The 23482-nt window shown below is 63.3% G+C and carries 4 protein-coding genes and 1 pseudogene; all 5 read left to right on the forward strand.

The genetic code is table 11. The features are described from left to right. Nucleotides 1–67 precede the first annotated feature (67 nt). The 5 genes and pseudogenes from KIG99_RS15545 to KIG99_RS15565 all read left to right on the forward strand — a co-directional run bounded on the left by KIG99_RS15545 (nucleotide 68) and on the right by KIG99_RS15565 (nucleotide 23424). Entirely contained in the window at nucleotides 68–2245 is a 2178-nt protein-coding gene (locus tag KIG99_RS15545; RefSeq protein WP_226460971.1) for a type I secretion system permease/ATPase, read from the forward strand. Beyond that, nucleotides 2242–3657, forward strand: coding sequence for an HlyD family type I secretion periplasmic adaptor subunit (locus KIG99_RS15550; RefSeq protein WP_226460972.1), 1416 nt, complete (start codon nucleotides 2242–2244; stop codon nucleotides 3655–3657). Before KIG99_RS15545 ends, KIG99_RS15550 begins: the two co-directional genes overlap by 4 nt. Then, the gene (locus KIG99_RS15555; protein ID WP_226460973.1) at nucleotides 3657–4277 is read left to right on the forward strand and encodes a response regulator transcription factor; all 621 of its coding nucleotides are present in this window, start codon (nucleotides 3657–3659) and stop codon (nucleotides 4275–4277) included. Before KIG99_RS15550 ends, KIG99_RS15555 begins: the two co-directional genes overlap by 1 nt. A gap of 115 nt (nucleotides 4278–4392) precedes the next feature. Beyond that, a pseudogene (locus KIG99_RS20895) lies at nucleotides 4393–4782 on the forward strand (retention module-containing protein); the annotation flags it as partial. A gap of 96 nt (nucleotides 4783–4878) precedes the next feature. Beyond that, the gene (locus tag KIG99_RS15565; protein WP_226461844.1) at nucleotides 4879–23424 is read left to right on the forward strand and encodes an Ig-like domain-containing protein; all 18546 of its coding nucleotides are present in this window, start codon (nucleotides 4879–4881) and stop codon (nucleotides 23422–23424) included. The last annotated feature ends 58 nt before the right edge of the window (nucleotides 23425–23482 follow it).

The raw sequence follows: 23482 nt of genomic DNA on the forward strand, positions 1-23482 counted from the left end.
TTTACATTTCTTCAAGCTGGATAAATTCGTCTAAGATAGAATCGAACGTCAAAATGCTGGGATGGTCATGAGCGCGGATATCGAAGTTTCTTCAGAAGTTGGCAAGGCCGGTGTACGGGAGGATCTCCTGCATCACGACCCCTTGCTGGATTGTCTGGTCGAGCTGACGCGTATTCACGGGCGGCCGAGTACTCGAGCCGCGCTGATTTCAGGCCTGCCTCTGGAAAAGGGGTCGCTGACGCCCGGTTTGTTCGGGCGCGCCGCCAGTCGCGCCGGTCTCTCGGCCAAGCTGGTCAGGCGGCCGCTGGCTCGTATTGATCCTGCCTTGTTGCCAGCTGTTTTGCTGAATCAAAACGAAGAAGCCTGCGTGCTGCTGGGCTGGGATGATTCTGGTGAGAATGCCCGGCTGCTCTTCCCTGAAACGGGCCAGGGCTCGGTCCAGATGTCGCGCGAGGTCCTGGAAGCCCGTTATACGGGGGTTGCCATTTTTGCCCGGCCGCATTTCCGTTTCGATAAACGGACACCGCAGGTTGGCGACATCAAGCTGCGCCACTGGTTCTGGGGGGCGCTGGCCGAGCAATGGCCGGTGTATCGCGATGTGCTTGGTGCGGCTTTGCTGATCAATGTGATGGCCTTGGCCATGCCGCTCTTCTCCATGAATGTTTATGACCGGGTGGTTCCCAACCGGGCGATGGAAACGCTCTGGGTTCTTGCACTCGGTGTGTTGCTGCTGATCGGCATTGATTTTGTTTTGCGTCTGCTGCGCGGTCATTTCATTGATTTGGCCAGTGCGCGTATCGACATGCAGTTGTCGGCGCAGATCATGGAGCGGGTGCTGGGGGTGCGGATGGAGGCACGGCCGGCAGCAGTCGGGGCTTTTGCTTCCAATTTGCGCTCTTTTGAGACCGTACGTGATTTCATCGCTTCGGCAACGGTGACCGCATTCATCGATCTGCCATTTGCACTCATTTTCATTGTCGTGATCGCGATCATTGCCTGGCAGCTGGTGTTGCCGGTTCTTCTGGCAATTGTCATGGTGGTGATCTACGCCTATATCCTGCAGCACAAGATGCATGCCTTGTCGGAAACGACTTACCGGGCCGGTGCCTTGCGCAATGCAACCCTGATCGAAAGTTTGTCGGCGCTGGAAACCATCAAGACGCAAGGCGCCGAGAGCGTCATGCAGTCCAAGTGGGAAAAATCGGTGGCTTTCGTTTCCCGGGTTAATAACCAGATGCGCTTTCTTTCGGCTGCCGCGACCAATGGGGCTTCCGAAATCCAGCAGATGGTGAACATCGTTGTGATCATTGCCGGGGTTTACCTGATTGCTGACGGCAAACTCAGCATGGGCGGCCTGATTGCCTGCACGATGCTGGCTTCACGGGCCGTTGCGCCTCTTGGGCAGATGGTCGGTTTGTTGATGCAATACCACAGTGCGAAAGTGTCGCTGACCTCGCTCGATCAGGTGATGAACAACCCGGTCGAACGACCGGCTGATGCTGCCTTTGTGCATCGTCCCGATCTGAAGGGCAATATCGAATTTCGTGATGTCGGGTTCAGTTATCCGAACTGTTCGATTGCCGCGCTGAAGGGATTCAGCTGCCGGATTACTTCCGGAGAAAAGGTTGTTGTTATCGGTCGGATCGGCTCCGGCAAGACGACTTTGCAGAAATTGATATTGGGGCTTTATCAGCCGACTGCCGGTGCTGTGACCATTGATGGCGTTGATGTGCGTCAGCTTGATCCGGCTGACTTGCGGCGCAATATCGGTTATGTCTCGCAGGATGTGACCCTGCTCTATGGCACGCTGCGTGACAATATCGCGATTGGTGCCCCTTATGCTGACGATGCGGCAGTGATGGCGGCAGCGGATGCGGCCGGGCTGACCGATTTCGTCAATCGCCACCCCGATGGTTTTGACATGATGATCGGTGAGCGGGGGGATTCCCTTTCCGGCGGGCAGCGTCAGGGCGTGGCGATTGCCCGGGCCTTTCTGATGGATCCGCCAATTTTGCTGCTTGATGAGCCAACCAGTTCCATGGACTTTTCTTCCGAGCAGCAGTTCAAGCAGCGCCTCAAGGAAGCTGCTGCCCACAAGACGGTAATTGTCGTGACGCACCGTAACAGCTTGCTTGATCTGGCTACTCGCGTCATTGTCGTGGATGACGGTCGCGTGGTGGCGGATGGTCCGCGCGATCAGGTGATTCAGGCACTGCAGAGCGGCCGGATCGGGAGGGCGGCATGAGTCGTCTGAAATTGGTTTTGGGCAAACTGCATGCCTTGCTGGAGCGGATTGCCGCCAATAATGCGCCACGCGTTGAGAAAATACTGGGGCGTTTGCCCAACCGTGAAGATATCGAGGCTGTCGATTTCGCTACCGATGCCGACTTGGCCATGTTGCGGCAGGAGCCGCTACGGGCGCGGGTTCTGCTGCGCTCGATTGGTATCGTCGCAGTGATCTTCCTGTTGTGGGCCGCGATTGCGCAACTTGACGAAGTGACGCGCGGTGATGGCAAGGTAATCCCTTCACGGCAGTTGCAGGTTCTGCAGAGTATCGATGGTGGCCTGGTTTCGGAAATTCTGGTCAAGGAAGGTGATGTGGTTCAAGCCAATCAATTGTTGATCAAGATTGATGAAACCCGCTTCGCCTCATCGGTCAACGAAAATCGGGCGCAATATCTCAGCTTGCTGGCCAAGGCAGCTCGTCTCAAAGCGATGTCGGAAGGCAAGGCTTTTGTGCCGCCACCGGAAGTGATGAAGGAGTCGCCCGAGGTGGTCGAGCAGGAAATGCAGTATTACGAAGCCAAGCGCAGCGAGATGGGAGCGGCCATCTCGATTGCTCGCCAGCAGCTGTCGCAGCGCCAGCAGGAGTTGAATGAAGCGCAGGCGCGACGGACCCAGGCCTCTCAGGGATATGATCTGACCTCAAAAGAGTTGACGGTCACCAAGCCGTTGATCAATTCGGGCGCTGTTTCGGAAGTGGAGTTGCTGCGTCTGGAGCGCGATGTTTCCCGGTATCGTGGCGAGCGTGATCAGGCTTCGGCTCAAATTACACGCGTTCAGGCGGCAATTAATGAAGCTCAGCGCAAGATCGAGGAGGTCGAGCTGACCTTCCGCAATGATGCGGGCAAGGAGTTGTCGGAAATAACCGGCAAGCTGAATGGGCTGGCGGAAGGAAGTGTTGGTCTTTCCGACCGGGTCAAGCAATCTTCGATTCGTTCGCCTGTCAAGGGAACGGTCAAGCGCCTGCTGGTGAATACCGTAGGTGGCGTGGTTCAGCCTGGCAAGGACATGATTGAAATCGTGCCACTGGATGAGGCCTTGTTGCTTGAGGCGCGTGTTGTACCGCGCGATATTGCCTTTCTGCGTCCAGGGCAGCCGGCCATGGTCAAGTTCACTGCCTATGACTTTTCAGTATATGGCGGCCTGGAAGGGACCCTGGAGCACATTGGTGCAGATACGGTAACCGACGATAAAGGCAATGCCTTCTATATTGTCCGGGTGCGTACCAACAAACCGGGATTCGGCGATAGCAATTTGCCGATTATTCCGGGGATGGTGGCAGAGGTTGATATTCTGACGGGCAAGAAGAGTGTATTGGCATATCTCCTGAAGCCGGTATTGCGTGCCAAAAATGTGGCCATGACGGAGCGTTGATGCAACACTGGATCATTGATGCCGACATAAATCCTCTGCCAGCGTGGTTGGAGGCGATGCCGAAAGCGAAGTTTCTGCGTCGAGATCAGGTCGCCTCTATTTCTGATGGTCGTCAGGGTGTTGTCTGGTGCCGCCTGCGCTCAGGTGAGTCCCTCGATTCTATTGTGGAAAGTGTTTTTGCCTGCGCCCGTGGCAAACCGTTGATCCTCCTGTGCGACGAGCCGGAAGAGTCGTTAACCATGAATGCTTTGTCGGCCGGTGCTGCTGGGTGCTGTAATACGAATGCGGCACCAGAGGTGCTCAAGCAGGTTGCGCTGGTTGTCAGTAACGGTGGTCTGTGGGTTGGTCGGTCGCTGTTGCAGCGGCTGGTCGGCAGTACTTCTCGCGTTCTGGGGGAGCGGGTAGAGCGGTTGCCGCGGGATGACTGGTCGCCCCTGCTATCCGAACGCGAGACTCAGGTTGCGCGTCTTGTGGCAGGGGGGGCAAGCAACAAGGAAATTGCAGAGCAGCTTGCGATTACTGAACGAACGGTCAAGGCACATCTCACCGCCATTTTTGAGAAGCTCAGTTTGCGTGATCGTCTCCAGCTCTCCCTCAGGATTAATGGTCTGAGTCTCTGATCGAGAGGCGGTGATATACGCAGCTATTGCTGCTGAACTGTACTTTGGTTCAATTGTTTTGCATGCTTGACGCTCCTACACTGGAAGCATCGAAAATAGTGTCTGGAGCATTACCATGGCCCAATCCCAAGTTATCGCCAAAGTCTCATCCATCACCGGAGAAGCTTTTGCTCGTGACGGTGCCGGCAAGTTGCGCCGCCTCAAGGTCGGAGATGTCATTCGTGAAGGCGAAAGCGTAGTCGCCACCGATGGCTCCCAGGTGAACTTGGCGTTGGCTGATGGTCGCGAGATGACTGTTCGCCCTGGTGAGGTTGCCAGACTTGATGCAGAAGTTGGTGCCCTGGTTAAACCAGATGCTGCTGACAGCGCCGTGGCGGATCATGGCAAAGGTGGATTTCAGAAGATTGCGAAGGTCCTGGCGTCAGGTAATAGCCTTGATGCCCTGCTTGACGAAGATGCTCCGGCCGCTGGTGCAGGCCAAGGCGGCAATGAAGGCCATACCTTCGTTGAGTTTTTACGTGTGGTTGAGACGGTTGATCCGTTGTCTTACGCTTTTTCTACTTCTCGTGGTGCTCTCCTTGATACTGTTCAAGGGGCTCCGTTGTTGGATGTTGAGGCGAGTGCCACGGTCGACATCAAGGACGACACCGGTCACGACGACATGATCAGCTCGATCGACAACCAGACAGCCACGGCGCTGTCGGGCAAGATCGATGCGGGTGGCAGCATCACCAGCCTGACGGTGACGGACGCCGCGGGTCACGTGGTGACGGTCCCGGCCGCCTCGATCACGGTCGATGCGCTGGGTAACTGGACGGCGACGGTCGATGTGACGGGCCTGGACGACGGCGTGCTGACCACGACGCTGGACGCCAAGGACGCGCTGAACAACGTCGCGCCGACGGTGACCGACACGATCAACAAGGACACGGTCACGAGCGTGACCCTGGACCCGATCCCGGACACGGCAGACAACACCCCGACCCTGACCGGCACGGGCGAGCCGGGCAGCACGATCACGCTGACGGACGGCCCGACGACGCTGGGCACGACCACGGTCGGTACGGACGGCAAGTGGAGCTTCACGCCGGGCACCCCGCTGGGCGAAGGCAGCCACACCATTGTGGTGACGACGGTCGACCCGTACGGCAACACGAATACCACGGCCGGCACGCCGGCCACCGGCACGGACACCTTCATCGTCGACACCAAGGCCACGGCCACGGTCGACATCAAGGACGACACCGGTCACGACGACATGATCAGCTCGATCGACAACCAGACAGCCACGGCGCTGTCGGGCAAGATCGATGCGGGTGGCAGCATCACCAGCCTGACGGTGACGGACGCCGCGGGTCACGTGGTGACGGTCCCGGCCGCCTCGATCACGGTCGATGCGCTGGGTAACTGGACGGCGACGGTCGATGTGACGGGCCTGGACGACGGCGTGCTGACCACGACGCTGGAAGCCAAGGACGCGCTGAACAACGTCGCACCGACGGTGACCGACACGATCAACAAGGACACGGTCACGAGCGTGACCCTGGATCCGATCCCGGACACGGCAGACAACACCCCGACCCTGACCGGCACGGGCGAGCCGGGCAGCACGATCACGCTGACGGACGGCCCGACGACGCTGGGCACGACCACGGTCGGTACGGACGGCAAGTGGAGCTTCACGCCGGGCACCCCGCTGGGCGAAGGCAGCCACACCATTGTGGTGACGACGGTCGACCCGTACGGCAACACGAATACCACGGCCGGCACGCCGGCCACCGGCACGGACACCTTCATCGTCGACACCAAGGCCACGGCCACGGTCGACATCAAGGACGACACCGGTCACGACGACATGATCAGCTCGATCGACAACCAGACAGCCACGGCGCTGTCGGGCAAGATCGATGCGGGTGGCAGCATCACCAGCCTGACGGTGACGGACGCCGCGGGTCACGTGGTGACGGTCCCGGCCGCCTCGATCACGGTCGATGCGCTGGGTAACTGGACGGCGACGGTCGATGTGACGGGCCTGGACGACGGCGTGCTGACCACGACGCTGGAAGCCAAGGACGCGCTGAACAACGTCGCACCGACGGTGACCGACACGATCAACAAGGACACGGTCACGAGCGTGACCCTGGATCCGATCCCGGACACGGCAGACAACACCCCGACCCTGACCGGCACGGGCGAGCCGGGCAGCACGATCACGCTGACGGACGGCCCGACGACGCTGGGCACGACCACGGTCGGTACGGACGGCAAGTGGAGCTTCACGCCGGGCACCCCGCTGGGCGAAGGCAGCCACACCATTGTGGTGACGACGGTCGACCCGTACGGCAACACGAATACCACGGCCGGCACGCCGGCCACCGGCACGGACACCTTCATCGTCGACACCAAGGCCACGGCCACGGTCGACATCAAGGACGACACCGGTCACGACGACATGATCAGCTCGATCGACAACCAGACAGCCACGGCGCTGTCGGGCAAGATCGATGCGGGTGGCAGCATCACCAGCCTGACGGTGACGGACGCCGCGGGTCACGTGGTGACGGTTCCGGCCGCCTCGATCACGGTCGATGCGCTGGGTAACTGGACGGCGACGGTCGATGTGACGGGTCTGGACGACGGCGTGCTGACCACGACGCTGGAAGCCAAGGACGCGCTGAACAACGTCGCACCGACGGTGACCGACACGATCAACAAGGACACGGTCACGAGCGTGACCCTGGATCCGATCCCGGACACGGCAGACAACACCCCGACCCTGACCGGCACGGGCGAACCGGGCAGCACGATCACGCTGACGGACGGCCCGACGACGCTGGGCACGACCACGGTCGGTACGGACGGCAAGTGGAGCTTCACGCCGGGCACCCCGCTGGGCGAAGGCAGCCACACCATTGTGGTGACGACGGTCGACCCGTACGGCAACACGAATACCACGGCCGGCACGCCGGCCACCGGCACGGACACCTTCATCGTCGACACCAAGGCCACGGCCACGGTCGACATCAAGGACGACACCGGTCACGACGACATGATCAGCTCGATCGACAACCAGACAGCCACGGCGCTGTCGGGCAAGATCGACGCCGGTGGCAGCATCACCAGCCTGACGGTGACGGACGCCGCGGGTCACGTGGTGACGGTCCCGGCCGCCTCGATCACGGTCGATGCGCTGGGTAACTGGACGGCGACGGTCGATGTGACGGGCCTGGACGACGGCGTGCTGACCACGACGCTGGAAGCCAAGGACGCGCTGAACAACGTCGCACCGACGGTGACCGACACGATCAACAAGGACACGGTCACGAGCGTGACCCTGGATCCGATCCCGGACACGGCAGACAACACCCCGACCCTGACCGGCACGGGCGAACCGGGCAGCACGATCACGCTGACGGACGGCCCGACGACGCTGGGCACGACCACGGTCGGTACGGACGGTAAGTGGAGCTTCACGCCGGGCACCCCGCTGGGCGAAGGCAGCCACACCATTGTGGTGACGACGGTCGACCCGTACGGCAACACGAATACCACGGCCGGCACGCCGGCCACCGGCACGGACACCTTCATCGTCGACACCAAGGCCACGGCCACGGTCGACATCAAGGACGACACCGGTCACGACGACATGATCAGCTCGATCGACAACCAGACAGCCACGGCGCTGTCGGGCAAGATCGACGCCGGTGGCAGCATCACCAGCCTGACGGTGACGGACGCCGCGGGTCACGTGGTGACGGTCCCGGCCGCCTCGATCACGGTCGATGCGCTGGGTAACTGGACGGCGACGGTCGATGTGACGGGCCTGGACGACGGCGTGCTGACCACGACGCTGGAAGCCAAGGACGCGCTGAACAACGTCGCACCGACGGTGACCGACACGATCAACAAGGACACGGTCACGAGCGTGACCCTGGATCCGATCCCGGACACGGCAGACAACACCCCGACCCTGACCGGCACGGGCGAACCGGGCAGCACGATCACGCTGACGGACGGCCCGACGACGCTGGGCACGACCACGGTCGGTACGGACGGCAAGTGGAGCTTCACGCCGGGCACCCCGCTGGGCGAAGGCAGCCACACCATTGTGGTGACGACGGTCGACCCGTACGGCAACACGAATACCACGGCCGGCACGCCGGCCACCGGCACGGACACCTTCATCGTCGACACCAAGGCCACGGCCACGGTCGACATCAAGGACGACACCGGTCACGACGACATGATCAGCTCGATCGACAACCAGACAGCCACGGCGCTGTCGGGCAAGATCGACGCCGGTGGCAGCATCACCAGCCTGACGGTGACGGACGCCGCGGGTCACGTGGTGACGGTCCCGGCCGCCTCGATCACGGTCGATGCGCTGGGTAACTGGACGGCGACGGTCGATGTGACGGGCCTGGACGACGGCGTGCTGACCACGACGCTGGAAGCCAAGGACGCGCTGAACAACGTCGCACCGACGGTGACCGACACGATCAACAAGGACACGGTCACGAGCGTGACCCTGGATCCGATCCCGGACACGGCAGACAACACCCCGACCCTGACCGGCACGGGCGAGCCGGGCAGCACGATCACGCTGACGGATGGCCCGACGACGCTGGGCACGACCACGGTCGGTACGGACGGCAAGTGGAGCTTCACGCCGGGCACCCCGCTGGGCGAAGGCAGCCACACCATTGTGGTGACGACGGTCGACCCGTACGGCAACACGAATACCACGGCCGGCACGCCGGCCACCGGCACGGACACCTTCATCGTCGACACCAAGGCCACGGCCACGGTCGACATCAAGGACGACACCGGTCACGACGACATGATCAGCTCGATCGACAACCAGACAGCCACGGCGCTGTCGGGCAAGATCGACGCCGGTGGCAGCATCACCAGCCTGACGGTGACGGACGCCGCGGGTCACGTGGTGACGGTTCCGGCCGCCTCGATCACGGTCGATGCGCTGGGTAACTGGACGGCGACGGTCGATGTGACGGGTCTGGACGACGGCGTGCTGACCACGACGCTGGAAGCCAAGGACGCGCTGAACAACGTCGCACCGACGGTGACCGACACGATCAACAAGGACACGGTCACGAGCGTGACCCTGGATCCGATCCCGGACACGGCAGACAACACCCCGACCCTGACCGGCACGGGCGAACCGGGCAGCACGATCACGCTGACGGACGGCCCGACGACGCTGGGCACGACCACGGTCGGTACGGACGGCAAGTGGAGCTTCACGCCGGGCACCCCGCTGGGCGAAGGCAGCCACACCATTGTGGTGACGACGGTCGACCCGTACGGCAACACGAATACCACGGCCGGCACGCCGGCCACCGGCACGGACACCTTCATCGTCGACACCAAGGCCACGGCCACGGTCGACATCAAGGACGACACCGGTCACGACGACATGATCAGCTCGATCGACAACCAGACAGCCACGGCGCTGTCGGGCAAGATCGACGCCGGTGGCAGCATCACCAGCCTGACGGTGACGGACGCCGCGGGTCACGTGGTGACGGTCCCGGCCGCCTCGATCACGGTCGATGCGCTGGGTAACTGGACGGCGACGGTCGATGTGACGGGCCTGGACGACGGCGTGCTGACCACGACGCTGGAAGCCAAGGACGCGCTGAACAACGTCGCACCGACGGTGACCGACACGATCAACAAGGACACGGTCACGAGCGTGACCCTGGATCCGATCCCGGACACGGCAGACAACACCCCGACCCTGACCGGCACGGGCGAACCGGGCAGCACGATCACGCTGACGGACGGCCCGACGACGCTGGGCACGACCACGGTCGGTACGGACGGTAAGTGGAGCTTCACGCCGGGCACCCCGCTGGGCGAAGGCAGCCACACCATTGTGGTGACGACGGTCGACCCGTACGGCAACACGAATACCACGGCCGGCACGCCGGCCACCGGCACGGACACCTTCATCGTCGACACCAAGGCCACGGCCACGGTCGACATCAAGGACGACACCGGTCACGACGACATGATCAGCTCGATCGACAACCAGACAGCCACGGCGCTGTCGGGCAAGATCGACGCCGGTGGCAGCATCACCAGCCTGACGGTGACGGACGCCGCGGGTCACGTGGTGACGGTCCCGGCCGCCTCGATCACGGTCGATGCGCTGGGTAACTGGACGGCGACGGTCGATGTGACGGGTCTGGACGACGGCGTGCTGACCACGACGCTGGAAGCCAAGGACGCGCTGAACAACGTCGCACCGACGGTGACCGACACGATCAACAAGGACACGGTCACGAGCGTGACCCTGGATCCGATCCCGGACACGGCAGACAACACCCCGACCCTGACCGGCACGGGCGAACCGGGCAGCACGATCACGCTGACGGACGGCCCGACGACGCTGGGCACGACCACGGTCGGTACGGACGGTAAGTGGAGCTTCACGCCGGGCACCCCGCTGGGCGAAGGCAGCCACACCATTGTGGTGACGACGGTCGACCCGTACGGCAACACGAATACCACGGCCGGCACGCCGGCCACCGGCACGGACACCTTCATCGTCGACACCAAGGCCACGGCCACGGTCGACATCAAGGACGACACCGGTCACGACGACATGATCAGCTCGATCGACAACCAGACAGCCACGGCGCTGTCGGGCAAGATCGACGCCGGTGGCAGCATCACCAGCCTGACGGTGACGGACGCCGCGGGTCACGTGGTGACGGTTCCGGCCGCCTCGATCACGGTCGATGCGCTGGGTAACTGGACGGCGACGGTCGATGTGACGGGTCTGGACGACGGCGTGCTGACCACGACGCTGGAAGCCAAGGACGCGCTGAACAACGTCGCACCGACGGTGACCGACACGATCAACAAGGACACGGTCACGAGCGTGACCCTGGATCCGATCCCGGACACGGCAGACAACACCCCGACCCTGACCGGCACGGGCGAACCGGGCAGCACGATCACGCTGACGGACGGCCCGACGACGCTGGGCACGACCACGGTCGGTACGGACGGCAAGTGGAGCTTCACGCCGGGCACCCCGCTGGGCGAAGGCAGCCACACCATTGTGGTGACGACGGTCGACCCGTACGGCAACACGAATACCACGGCCGGCACGCCGGCCACCGGCACGGACACCTTCATCGTCGACACCAAGGCCACGGCCACGGTCGACATCAAGGACGACACCGGTCACGACGACATGATCAGCTCGATCGACAACCAGACAGCCACGGCGCTGTCGGGCAAGATCGACGCCGGTGGCAGCATCACCAGCCTGACGGTGACGGACGCCGCGGGTCACGTGGTGACGGTCCCGGCCGCCTCGATCACGGTCGATGCGCTGGGTAACTGGACGGCGACGGTCGATGTGACGGGCCTGGACGACGGCGTGCTGACCACGACGCTGGAAGCCAAGGACGCGCTGAACAACGTCGCACCGACGGTGACCGACACGATCAACAAGGACACGGTCACGAGCGTGACCCTGGATCCGATCCCGGACACGGCAGACAACACCCCGACCCTGACCGGCACGGGCGAACCGGGCAGCACGATCACGCTGACGGACGGCCCGACGACGCTGGGCACGACCACGGTCGGTACGGACGGCAAGTGGAGCTTCACGCCGGGCACCCCGCTGGGCGAAGGCAGCCACACCATTGTGGTGACGACGGTCGACCCGTACGGCAACACGAATACCACGGCCGGCACGCCGGCCACCGGCACGGACACCTTCATCGTCGACACCAAGGCCACGGCCACGGTCGACATCAAGGACGACACCGGTCACGACGACATGATCAGCTCGATCGACAACCAGACAGCCACGGCGCTGTCGGGCAAGATCGACGCCGGTGGCAGCATCACCAGCCTGACGGTGACGGACGCCGCGGGTCACGTGGTGACGGTCCCGGCCGCCTCGATCACGGTCGATGCGCTGGGTAACTGGACGGCGACGGTCGATGTGACGGGCCTGGACGACGGCGTGCTGACCACGACGCTGGAAGCCAAGGACGCGCTGAACAACGTCGCACCGACGGTGACCGACACGATCAACAAGGACACGGTCACGAGCGTGACCCTGGATCCGATCCCGGACACGGCAGACAACACCCCGACCCTGACCGGCACGGGCGAACCGGGCAGCACGATCACGCTGACGGACGGCCCGACGACGCTGGGCACGACCACGGTCGGTACGGACGGCAAGTGGAGCTTCACGCCGGGCACCCCGCTGGGCGAAGGCAGCCACACCATTGTGGTGACGACGGTCGACCCGTACGGCAACACGAATACCACGGCCGGCACGCCGGCCACCGGCACGGACACCTTCATCGTCGACACCAAGGCCACGGCCACGGTCGACATCAAGGACGACACCGGTCACGACGACATGATCAGCTCGATCGACAACCAGACAGCCACGGCGCTGTCGGGCAAGATCGACGCCGGTGGCAGCATCACCAGCCTGACGGTGACGGACGCCGCGGGTCACGTGGTGACGGTTCCGGCCGCCTCGATCACGGTCGATGCGCTGGGTAACTGGACGGCGACGGTCGATGTGACGGGCCTGGACGACGGCGTGCTGACCACGACGCTGGAAGCCAAGGACGCGCTGAACAACGTCGCACCGACGGTGACCGACACGATCAACAAGGACACGGTCACGAGCGTGACCCTGGATCCGATCCCGGACACGGCAGACAACACCCCGACCCTGACCGGCACGGGCGAACCGGGCAGCACGATCACGCTGACGGACGGCCCGACGACGCTGGGCACGACCACGGTCGGTACGGACGGCAAGTGGAGCTTCACGCCGGGCACCCCGCTGGGCGAAGGCAGCCACACCATTGTGGTGACGACGGTCGACCCGTACGGCAACACGAATACCACGGCCGGCACGCCGGCCACCGGCACGGACACCTTCATCGTCGACACCAAGGCCACGGCCACGGTCGACATCAAGGACGACACCGGTCACGACGACATGATCAGCTCGATCGACAACCAGACAGCCACGGCGCTGTCGGGCAAGATCGACGCCGGTGGCAGCATCACCAGCCTGACGGTGACGGACGCCGCGGGTCACGTGGTGACGGTCCCGGCCGCCTCGATCACGGTCGATGCGCTGGGTAACTGGACGGCGACGGTCGATGTGACGGGCCTGGACGACGGCGTGCTGACCACGACGCTGGAAGCCAAGGACGCGCTGAACAACGTCGCACCGACGGTGACCGACACGATCAACAAGGACACGGTCACGAGCGTGACCCTGGATCCGATCCCGGACACGGCAGACAACACCCCGACCCTGACCGGCACGGGCGAGCCGGGCAGCACGATCACGCTGACGGATGGCCCGACGACGCTGGGCACGACCACGGTCGGTACGGACGGCAAGTGGAGCTTCACGCCGGGCACCCCGCTGGGCGAAGGCAGCCACACCATTGTGGTGACGACGGTCGACCCGTACGGCAACACGAATACCACGGCCGGCACGCCGGCCACCGGCACGGACACCTTCATCGTCGACACCAAGGCCACGGCCACGGTCGACATCAAGGACGACACCGGTCACGACGACATGATCAGCTCGATCGACAACCAGACAGCCACGGCGCTGTCGGGCAAGATCGACGCCGGTGGCAGCATCACCAGCCTGACGGTGACGGACGCCGCGGGTCACGTGGTGACGGTTCCGGCCGCCTCGATCACGGTCGATGCGCTGGGTAACTGGACGGCGACGGTCGATGTGACGGGTCTGGACGACGGCGTGCTGACCACGACGCTGGAAGCCAAGGACGCGCTGAACAACGTCGCACCGACGGTGACCGACACGATCAACAAGGACACGGTCACGAGCGTGACCCTGGATCCGATCCCGGACACGGCAGACAACACCCCGACCCTGACCGGCACGGGCGAACCGGGCAGCACGATCACGCTGACGGACGGCCCGACGACGCTGGGCACGACCACGGTCGGTACGGACGGCAAGTGGAGCTTCACGCCGGGCACCCCGCTGGGCGAAGGCAGCCACACCATTGTGGTGACGACGGTCGACCCGTACGGCAACACGAATACCACGGCCGGCACGCCGGCCACCGGCACGGACACCTTCATCGTCGACACCAAGGCCACGGCCACGGTCGACATCAAGGACGACACCGGTCACGACGACATGATCAGCTCGATCGACAACCAGACAGCCACGGCGCTGTCGGGCAAGATCGACGCCGGTGGCAGCATCACCAGCCTGACGGTGACGGACGCCGCGGGTCACGTGGTGACGGTCCCGGCCGCCTCGATCACGGTCGATGCGCTGGGTAACTGGACGGCGACGGTCGATGTGACGGGCCTGGACGACGGCGTGCTGACCACGACGCTGGAAGCCAAGGACGCGCTGAACAACGTCGCACCGACGGTGACCGACACGATCAACAAGGACACGGTCACGAGCGTGACCCTGGATCCGATCCCGGACACGGCAGACAACACCCCGACCCTGACCGGCACGGGCGAACCGGGCAGCACGATCACGCTGACGGACGGCCCGACGACGCTGGGCACGACCACGGTCGGTACGGACGGTAAGTGGAGCTTCACGCCGGGCACCCCGCTGGGCGAAGGCAGCCACACCATTGTGGTGACGACGGTCGACCCGTACGGCAACACGAATACCACGGCCGGCACGCCGGCCACCGGCACGGACACCTTCATCGTCGACACCAAGGCCACGGCCACGGTCGACATCAAGGACGACACCGGTCACGACGACATGATCAGCTCGATCGACAACCAGACAGCCACGGCGCTGTCGGGCAAGATCGACGCCGGTGGCAGCATCACCAGCCTGACGGTGACGGACGCCGCGGGTCACGTGGTGACGGTCCCGGCCGCCTCGATCACGGTCGATGCGCTGGGTAACTGGACGGCGACGGTCGATGTGACGGGCCTGGACGACGGCGTGCTGACCACGACGCTGGAAGCCAAGGACGCGCTGAACAACGTCGCACCGACGGTGACCGACACGATCAACAAGGACACGGTCACGAGCGTGACCCTGGATCCGATCCCGGACACGGCAGACAACACCCCGACCCTGACCGGCACGGGCGAGCCGGGCAGCACGATCACGCTGACGGATGGCCCGACGACGCTGGGCACGACCACGGTCGGTACGGACGGCAAGTGGAGCTTCACGCCGGGCACCCCGCTGGGCGAAGGCAGCCACACCATTGTGGTGACGACGGTCGACCCGTACGGCAACACGAATACCACGGCCGGCACGCCGGCCACCGGCACGGACACCTTCATCGTCGACACCAAGGCCACGGCCACGGTCGACATCAAGGACGACACCGGTCACGACGACATGATCAGCTCGATCGACAACCAGACAGCCACGGCGCTGTCGGGCAAGATCGACGCCGGTGGCAGCATCACCAGCCTGACGGTGACGGACGCCGCGGGTCACGTGGTGACGGTTCCGGCCGCCTCGATCACGGTCGATGCGCTGGGTAACTGGACGGCGACGGTCGATGTGACGGGTCTGGACGACGGCGTGCTGACCACGACGCTGGAAGCCAAGGACGCGCTGAACAACGTCGCACCGACGGTGACCGACACGATCAACAAGGACACGGTCACGAGCGTGACCCTGGATCCGATCCCGGACACGGCAGACAACACCCCGACCCTGACCGGCACGGGCGAACCGGGCAGCACGATCACGCTGACGGACGGCCCGACGACGCTGGGCACGACCACGGTCGGTACGGACGGCAAGTGGAGCTTCACGCCGGGCACCCCGCTGGGCGAAGGCAGCCACACCATTGTGGTGACGACGGTCGACCCGTACGGCAACACGAATACCACGGCCGGCACGCCGGCCACCGGCACGGACACCTTCATCGTCGACACCAAGGCCACGGCCACGGTCGACATCAAGGACGACACCGGTCACGACGACATGATCAGCTCGATCGACAACCAGACAGCCACGGCGCTGTCGGGCAAGATCGACGCCGGTGGCAGCATCACCAGCCTGACGGTGACGGACGCCGCGGGTCACGTGGTGACGGTCCCGGCCGCCTCGATCACGGTCGATGCGCTGGGTAACTGGACGGCGACGGTCGATGTGACGGGCCTGGACGACGGCGTGCTGACCACGACGCTGGAAGCCAAGGACGCGCTGAACAACGTCGCACCGACGGTGACCGACACGATCAACAAGGACACGGTCACGAGCGTGACCCTGGATCCGATCCCGGACACGGCAGACAACACCCCGACCCTGACCGGCACGGGCGAACCGGGCAGCACGATCACGCTGACGGACGGCCCGACGACGCTGGGCACGACCACGGTCGGTACGGACGGCAAGTGGAGCTTCACGCCGGGCACCCCGCTGGGCGAAGGCAGCCACACCATTGTGGTGACGACGGTCGACCCGTACGGCAACACGAATACCACGGCCGGCACGCCGGCCACCGGCACGGACACCTTCATCGTCGACACCAAGGCCACGGCCACGGTCGACATCAAGGACGACACCGGTCACGACGACATGATCAGCTCGATCGACAACCAGACAGCCACGGCGCTGTCGGGCAAGATCGACGCCGGTGGCAGCATCACCAGCCTGACGGTGACGGACGCCGCGGGTCACGTGGTGACGGTCCCGGCCGCCTCGATCACGGTCGATGCGCTGGGTAACTGGACGGCGACGGTCGATGTGACGGGCCTGGACGACGGCGTGCTGACCACGACGCTGGAAGCCAAGGACGCGCTGAACAACGTCGCACCGACGGTGACCGACACGATCAACAAGGACACGGTCACGAGCGTGACCCTGGATCCGATCCCGGACACGGCAGACAACACCCCGACCCTGACCGGCACGGGCGAACCGGGCAGCACGATCACGCTGACGGACGGCCCGACGACGCTGGGCACGACCACGGTCGGTACGGACGGCAAGTGGAGCTTCACGCCGGGCACCCCGCTGGGCGAAGGCAGCCACACCATTGTGGTGACGACGGTCGACCCGTACGGCAACACGAATACCACGGCCGGCACGCCGGCCACCGGCACGGACACCTTCATCGTCGACACCAAGGCCACGGCCACGGTCGACATCAAGGACGACACCGGTCACGACGACATGATCAGCTCGATCGACAACCAGACAGCCACGGCGCTGTCGGGCAAGATCGACGCCGGTGGCAGCATCACCAGCCTGACGGTGACGGACGCCGCGGGTCACGTGGTGACGGTCCCGGCCGCCTCGATCACGGTCGATGCGCTGGGTAACTGGACGGCGACGGTCGATGTGACGGGCCTGGACGACGGCGTGCTGACCACGACGCTGGAAGCCAAGGACGCGCTGAACAACGTCGCACCGACGGTGACCGACACGATCAACAAGGACACGGTCACGAGCGTGACCCTGGATCCGATCCCGGACACGGCAGACAACACCCCGACCCTGACCGGCACGGGCGAACCGGGCAGCACGATCACGCTGACGGACGGCCCGACGACGCTGGGCACGACCACGGTCGGTACGGACGGCAAGTGGAGCTTCACGCCGGGCACCCCGCTGGGCGAAGGCAGCCACACCATTGTGGTGACGACGGTCGACCCGTACGGCAACACGAATACCACGGCCGGCACGCCGGCCACCGGCACGGACACCTTCATCGTCGACACCAAGGCCACGGCCACGGTCGACATCAAGGACGACACCGGTCACGACGACATGATCAGCTCGATCGACAACCAGACAGCCACGGCGCTGTCGGGCAAGATCGACGCCGGTGGCAGCATCACCAGCCTGACGGTGACGGACGCCGCGGGTCACGTGGTGACGGTCCCGGCCGCCTCGATCACGGTCGATGCGCTGGGTAACTGGACGGCGACGGTCGATGTGACGGGCCTGGACGACGGCGTGCTGACCACGACGCTGGAAGCCAAGGACGCGCTGAACAACGTCGCACCGACGGTGACCGACACGATCAACAAGGACACGGTCACGAGCGTGACCCTGGATCCGATCCCGGACACGGCAGACAACACCCCGACCCTGACCGGCACGGGCGAACCGGGCAGCACGATCACGCTGACGGACGGCCCGACGACGCTGGGCACGACCACGGTCGGTACGGACGGCAAGTGGAGCTTCACGCCGGGCACCCCGCTGGGCGAAGGCAGCCACACCATTGTGGTGACGACGGTCGACCCGTACGGCAACACGAATACCACGGCCGGCACGCCGGCCACCGGCACGGACACCTTCATCGTCGACACCAAGGCCACGGCCACGGTCGACATCAAGGACGACACCGGTCACGACGACATGATCAGCTCGATCGACAACCAGACAGCCACGGCGCTGTCGGGCAAGATCGACGCCGGTGGCAGCATCACCAGCCTGACGGTGACGGACGCCGCGGGTCACGTGGTGACGGTCCCGGCCGCCTCGATCACGGTCGATGCGCTGGGTAACTGGACGGCGACGGTCGATGTGACGGGCCTGGACGACGGCGTGCTGACCACGACGCTGGAAGCCAAGGACGCGCTGAACAACGTCGCACCGACGGTGACCGACACGATCAACAAGGACACGGTCACGAGCGTGACCCTGGATCCGATCCCGGACACGGCAGACAACACCCCGACCCTGACCGGCACGGGCGAACCGGGCAGCACGATCACGCTGACGGACGGCCCGACGACGCTGGGCACGACCACGGTCGGTACGGACGGCAAGTGGAGCTTCACGCCGGGCACCCCGCTGGGCGAAGGCAGCCACACCATTGTGGTGACGACGGTCGACCCGTACGGCAACACGAATACCACGGCCGGCACGCCGGCCACCGGCACGGACACCTTCATCGTCGACACCAAGGCCACGGCCACGGTCGACATCAAGGACGACACCGGTCACGACGACATGATCAGCTCGATCGACAACCAGACAGCCACGGCGCTGTCGGGCAAGATCGACGCCGGTGGCAGCATCACCAGCCTGACGGTGACGGACGCCGCGGGTCACGTGGTGACGGTCCCGGCCGCCTCGATCACGGTCGATGCGCTGGGTAACTGGACGGCGACGGTCGATGTGACGGGCCTGGACGACGGCGTGCTGACCACGACGCTGGAAGCCAAGGACGCGCTGAACAACGTCGCACCGACGGTGACCGACACGATCAACAAGGACACGGTCACGAGCGTGACCCTGGATCCGATCCCGGACACGGCAGACAACACCCCGACCCTGACCGGCACGGGCGAACCGGGCAGCACGATCACGCTGACGGACGGCCCGACGACGCTGGGCACGACCACGGTCGGTACGGACGGCAAGTGGAGCTTCACGCCGGGCACCCCGCTGGGCGAAGGCAGCCACACCATTGTGGTGACGACGGTCGACCCGTACGGCAACACGAATACCACGGCCGGCACGCCGGCCACCGGCACGGACACCTTCATGGTGGATACCACGGCGACGATTGATATCAATACGATTGCCGGTGATAGCCAGAGTCCGTTGGCGACCGACGCCAATAGCTATGCGACGGTCAGTGCAGCCGAACATGCAACCGGCTTCTCGGTCAGTGGTGTGACGAGTAGTGTCGAACAGGGTCAGATTGTGACTGTTCAGGTTCTGAGTTCGGCGAACGTCGTAGTCGGTTCCGTGACTGGTTCGGTTGCTGCTGACGGTAGTTGGACGGCCAATGTTCCGGCTAATGCAACGTGGTTGACCGATGGCTCGGTCTATAGCTTCAAGGCTTCGGTCAGCGATGTGCTCGGCAATGCCGCTTCGGATACCGATCTGGTTAACGCCGCGCCCTTGGTTGCCGGTAGTGCTGTGTCGGGAACGGAAGACACCCCTCTGGCACTAACCTGGAGCGCGTTCGGTATCAGCGATGCAGATGGCGCAACGATTACCTCTGCAACGATCGCGAGTTTGCCTGCCGATGGGACATTGCAGGTCCTCGTGGGTTCTTCCTGGGTTAATGTGGTTGCCGGAGATGTAATCAGCAAGGCTGAGGTGGATCTGGGTCATCTGCGCTTCGTTCCGGATGCAGACGAGTCTGGCGGCAGCATGTATTCGACCTCCGGTTTCGGCGATCAGCATGCCGATTACGCCAAGTTCGAAGTTACGGTGACCGACTCCAATGGCGCCAGTACGACCGGTTCTGTCAAGGTGGATATTTCCCCGGTCGCAGATCCTGTTTTCCTGGTTGCCGACAGCAGTGCGACAGGCAGTGTCGTCGGAGGCAATACAATCACGCCGCCGGCTTCCGTCGGTCTTGTGCGCGATTACTACAACGCCATTCCCGGTATTGGCAGTACAGCATCCAGTAGTGCTCCGGCGGCTGCCGAGGTGGCGATTGAAGGCGCTACGCCGACTTCTTCCTCGGTTGTCAGCAACGTCGGCATCGCCGGTGTGGCAACCACCAACGGAGTTGCAGTGGCTGTCGATGATGCCTATCAGGTCAGCGGCTTGATGTACATGGAGGCGGGCAAAACCTATACCTTCAGCGGTTACATTGACGATACCTTCCGTCTTGAGATTGGTGGCAATACCGTTGTTTCCGGACAGTGGGGGGTAACCGGTCCGGGTAGTGCAGGTAGCTTTACCGCGACGACCTTCACGCCGACGGCTTCGGGTTACTACACATTGGATCTGTTTGTTTACAACACCAGTGGTGTCGGTAGCTACGATCTGAATGTGTCGGTCAACGGTGGTGCCGTACAGGATGTGTCGACCAGTAATTTCAACCTTTATCCAAGTGTTGTCACGCTTGATACCGCCGGTGCTCAGCATGGTGCTTTCGTTGCCAACACCACGACGGGTGAGGGGGGGTATTACCCGGCAGCCCTGAACAATGGCCAGGAAGATACAACAATCAAGCTGTCTGCTCTGACGCCAACCTTCGGTGACTCGGCCGACAACTCGGAAAGTCATGTGGTCAGCATCTCCAGTATTCCGGTGGGGGCTGTCCTCAGCGATGGTACGCATACCTTCACAGCAACTGCAGGCAATACTTCGGTACAGATCTGGAACGAGGACAGTCCTGGTACCGCTTACGGGGGGAGCAACTGGAATCTGGGTACGCTGACGATCACCCCGCCGGCCAATTACAACGGCAGCTTCTCGCTGACCGCCACGGCTACTGCGACCGAGATTGCTACGGGAGACTCGACCAGCGCTTCAACCAACTTGAATGTCACGGTGGCTCCGGTCAATGACGCTCCGGTGCCGACGGTCGATTCCATCACCGCAACCGAGGATATCGCCCTCACGGTCTCGGCTGCGACTCTGCTCGGTAATGACAGCGATGTCGATGGCAATACGCTGACGCTAAGCTCGGTGCAAGGGGCTACTCACGGAACTGTGGCCCTGGTTGGCGGTAATGTGGTCTTCACGCCTGAGTCCAATTACAGTGGGCCGGCATCGTTCACCTATACGGTCAGCGATGGTCAGGGCGGTTCTGCCACGGCTACGGTCAATGTGAGCGTTACCCCGGTTGCCGACATTCCGACATTGACGATCACCTCGCGTGCTTCGGCTCTTGTTTTCAGCAATAGCTGGGAAACAGCAGCAAACAGCAACACCACCAGCGAGGCGGTGACCGGAACTACGCTGGAAGGCTGGACTTTGGTAACGACTCCCGACCCGTTTGCGGGCGGTAGCAGTCGGTTCGAGATCTGGTCGGATGGCGATACGCAGCAAAATCAGGCGGGAGGTTACAACACTGTCTATGGCGCAGCAGGCAACGGCAATAATTTCCTGGAGTTGAACAACGCCGATGCCAACGGTGCCCTGATCCAGACGCTGGGTATTACCCGTTCGGTCAGTACTACGGCAGGCATGGTGTATGAGTTGTCGTTCGATTACGCGGGGCGCCCTGGCTTTGACGCCGGTTTCACGCAGATCGGCGTGTATCTGGATGGCGTTCTGATTCAGCAATATTCGTCGACCAGCCCGCAGACCTCGATTGACTGGAAGAATCTGGTGTTCAGTTTCACCGGTGACGGTGCAACGCATACCCTGACTATCCAAACTGATGCCACCTCGTATAACTCGAGTGGTCGCGGTTCCTTCATCGACGATATCCAGCTGTCTGCCTATCAAGGGGTTTCCGCGGGTGCTGGCGGTGTTGCCGGTGTAACTTCGATTGGTCTTGCCAATTACGTTGCTGCGGCGCTGACCGATACCGATGGCTCCGAAACGCTGTCACTTGCTTTCAGTGGCGTGCCCGCAGGGGCAACGATCGTTTCGTCCAGCGGAACCCACGCAATTGTTGGTGGCAGCATCACGATCTCGGCTGCGGAACTCGCTTCGGCCCAGCTTCATTTCGCTGATACGGTTACCGGCCACTTTAGCATCAGCGTGATCGCGACCAGTACCGAAACCGCGAACGGAAGCCAGGCTTCGTCTGTTGCCAAGACAGTCGAACTGGATGTTCTTCCGAAGTTCTCTGCGACGGATATCCTGCTCGACGAAGTCAATGGTTACAGCGATATTCTGGGTACGACCGGCGACGACACGACTGTGCTGGATGGTACGGCCGGAAATGACCTGATCAAGGGTGGCGCTGGTGCTGACCGTTTGGGAGGCACGGCTGGCTCCGACGGCAACGACATCCTCGATGGCGGTGTGGGCAACGATACGCTGCGTGGCGGTGCCGGTGATGATGTGCTGTACGGCGGTGCTGGGAATGACTCGCTGGTCGGCGGTACCGGGGCGGATACCTTTGCCTGGGTGCTGAACGATCGCGGAACATCGGCTACGCCTGCCGTGGATACGATCACCGACTTTGATGCGACCGCGAACAGTGACAAGCTGGACTTGCGCGATCTGTTGGTGGGCGAGTTCCACAGCGGTACGAATGCCGGCAATCTGGCCAACTACCTGCACTTCAGCAGTACTGGTTCGGGTACCAGCGCAGTGACCACCATCGAGGTCAAGTCGATTGGTTCGGGCACCTTCGATCAATCGATCCGGTTGACTGGTGTCGATCTGACGGCGGGTAACACGCTCTCCGACCAGACCATCATCCAGAATCTGCTGACCAACGGTAAGCTGGTCACCGATTAAGGTTTTACGGTCGACTGCAAAAAGGGGCGGATTTTCCGCCCCTTTTTTATTTCCTGTT

The sequence above is a fragment of the Quatrionicoccus australiensis genome, from assembly GCF_020510425.1.
In the GTDB taxonomy this organism is placed as follows: Bacteria; Pseudomonadota; Gammaproteobacteria; order Burkholderiales; family Rhodocyclaceae; genus Azonexus; species Azonexus australiensis_A.

What these genes read in the sequence shown, in the direction of transcription:
- KIG99_RS15555 (WP_226460973.1), top strand. Translation starts at nt 3,657, where the DNA reads ATGCAACACTGGATCATTGATGCCGACATAAATCCTCTGCCAGCGTGG.
- KIG99_RS15550 (WP_226460972.1), top strand. Translation starts at nt 2,242, where the DNA reads ATGAGTCGTCTGAAATTGGTTTTGGGCAAACTGCATGCCTTGCTGGAG.
- KIG99_RS15545 (WP_226460971.1), top strand. Translation starts at nt 68, where the DNA reads ATGAGCGCGGATATCGAAGTTTCTTCAGAAGTTGGCAAGGCCGGTGTA.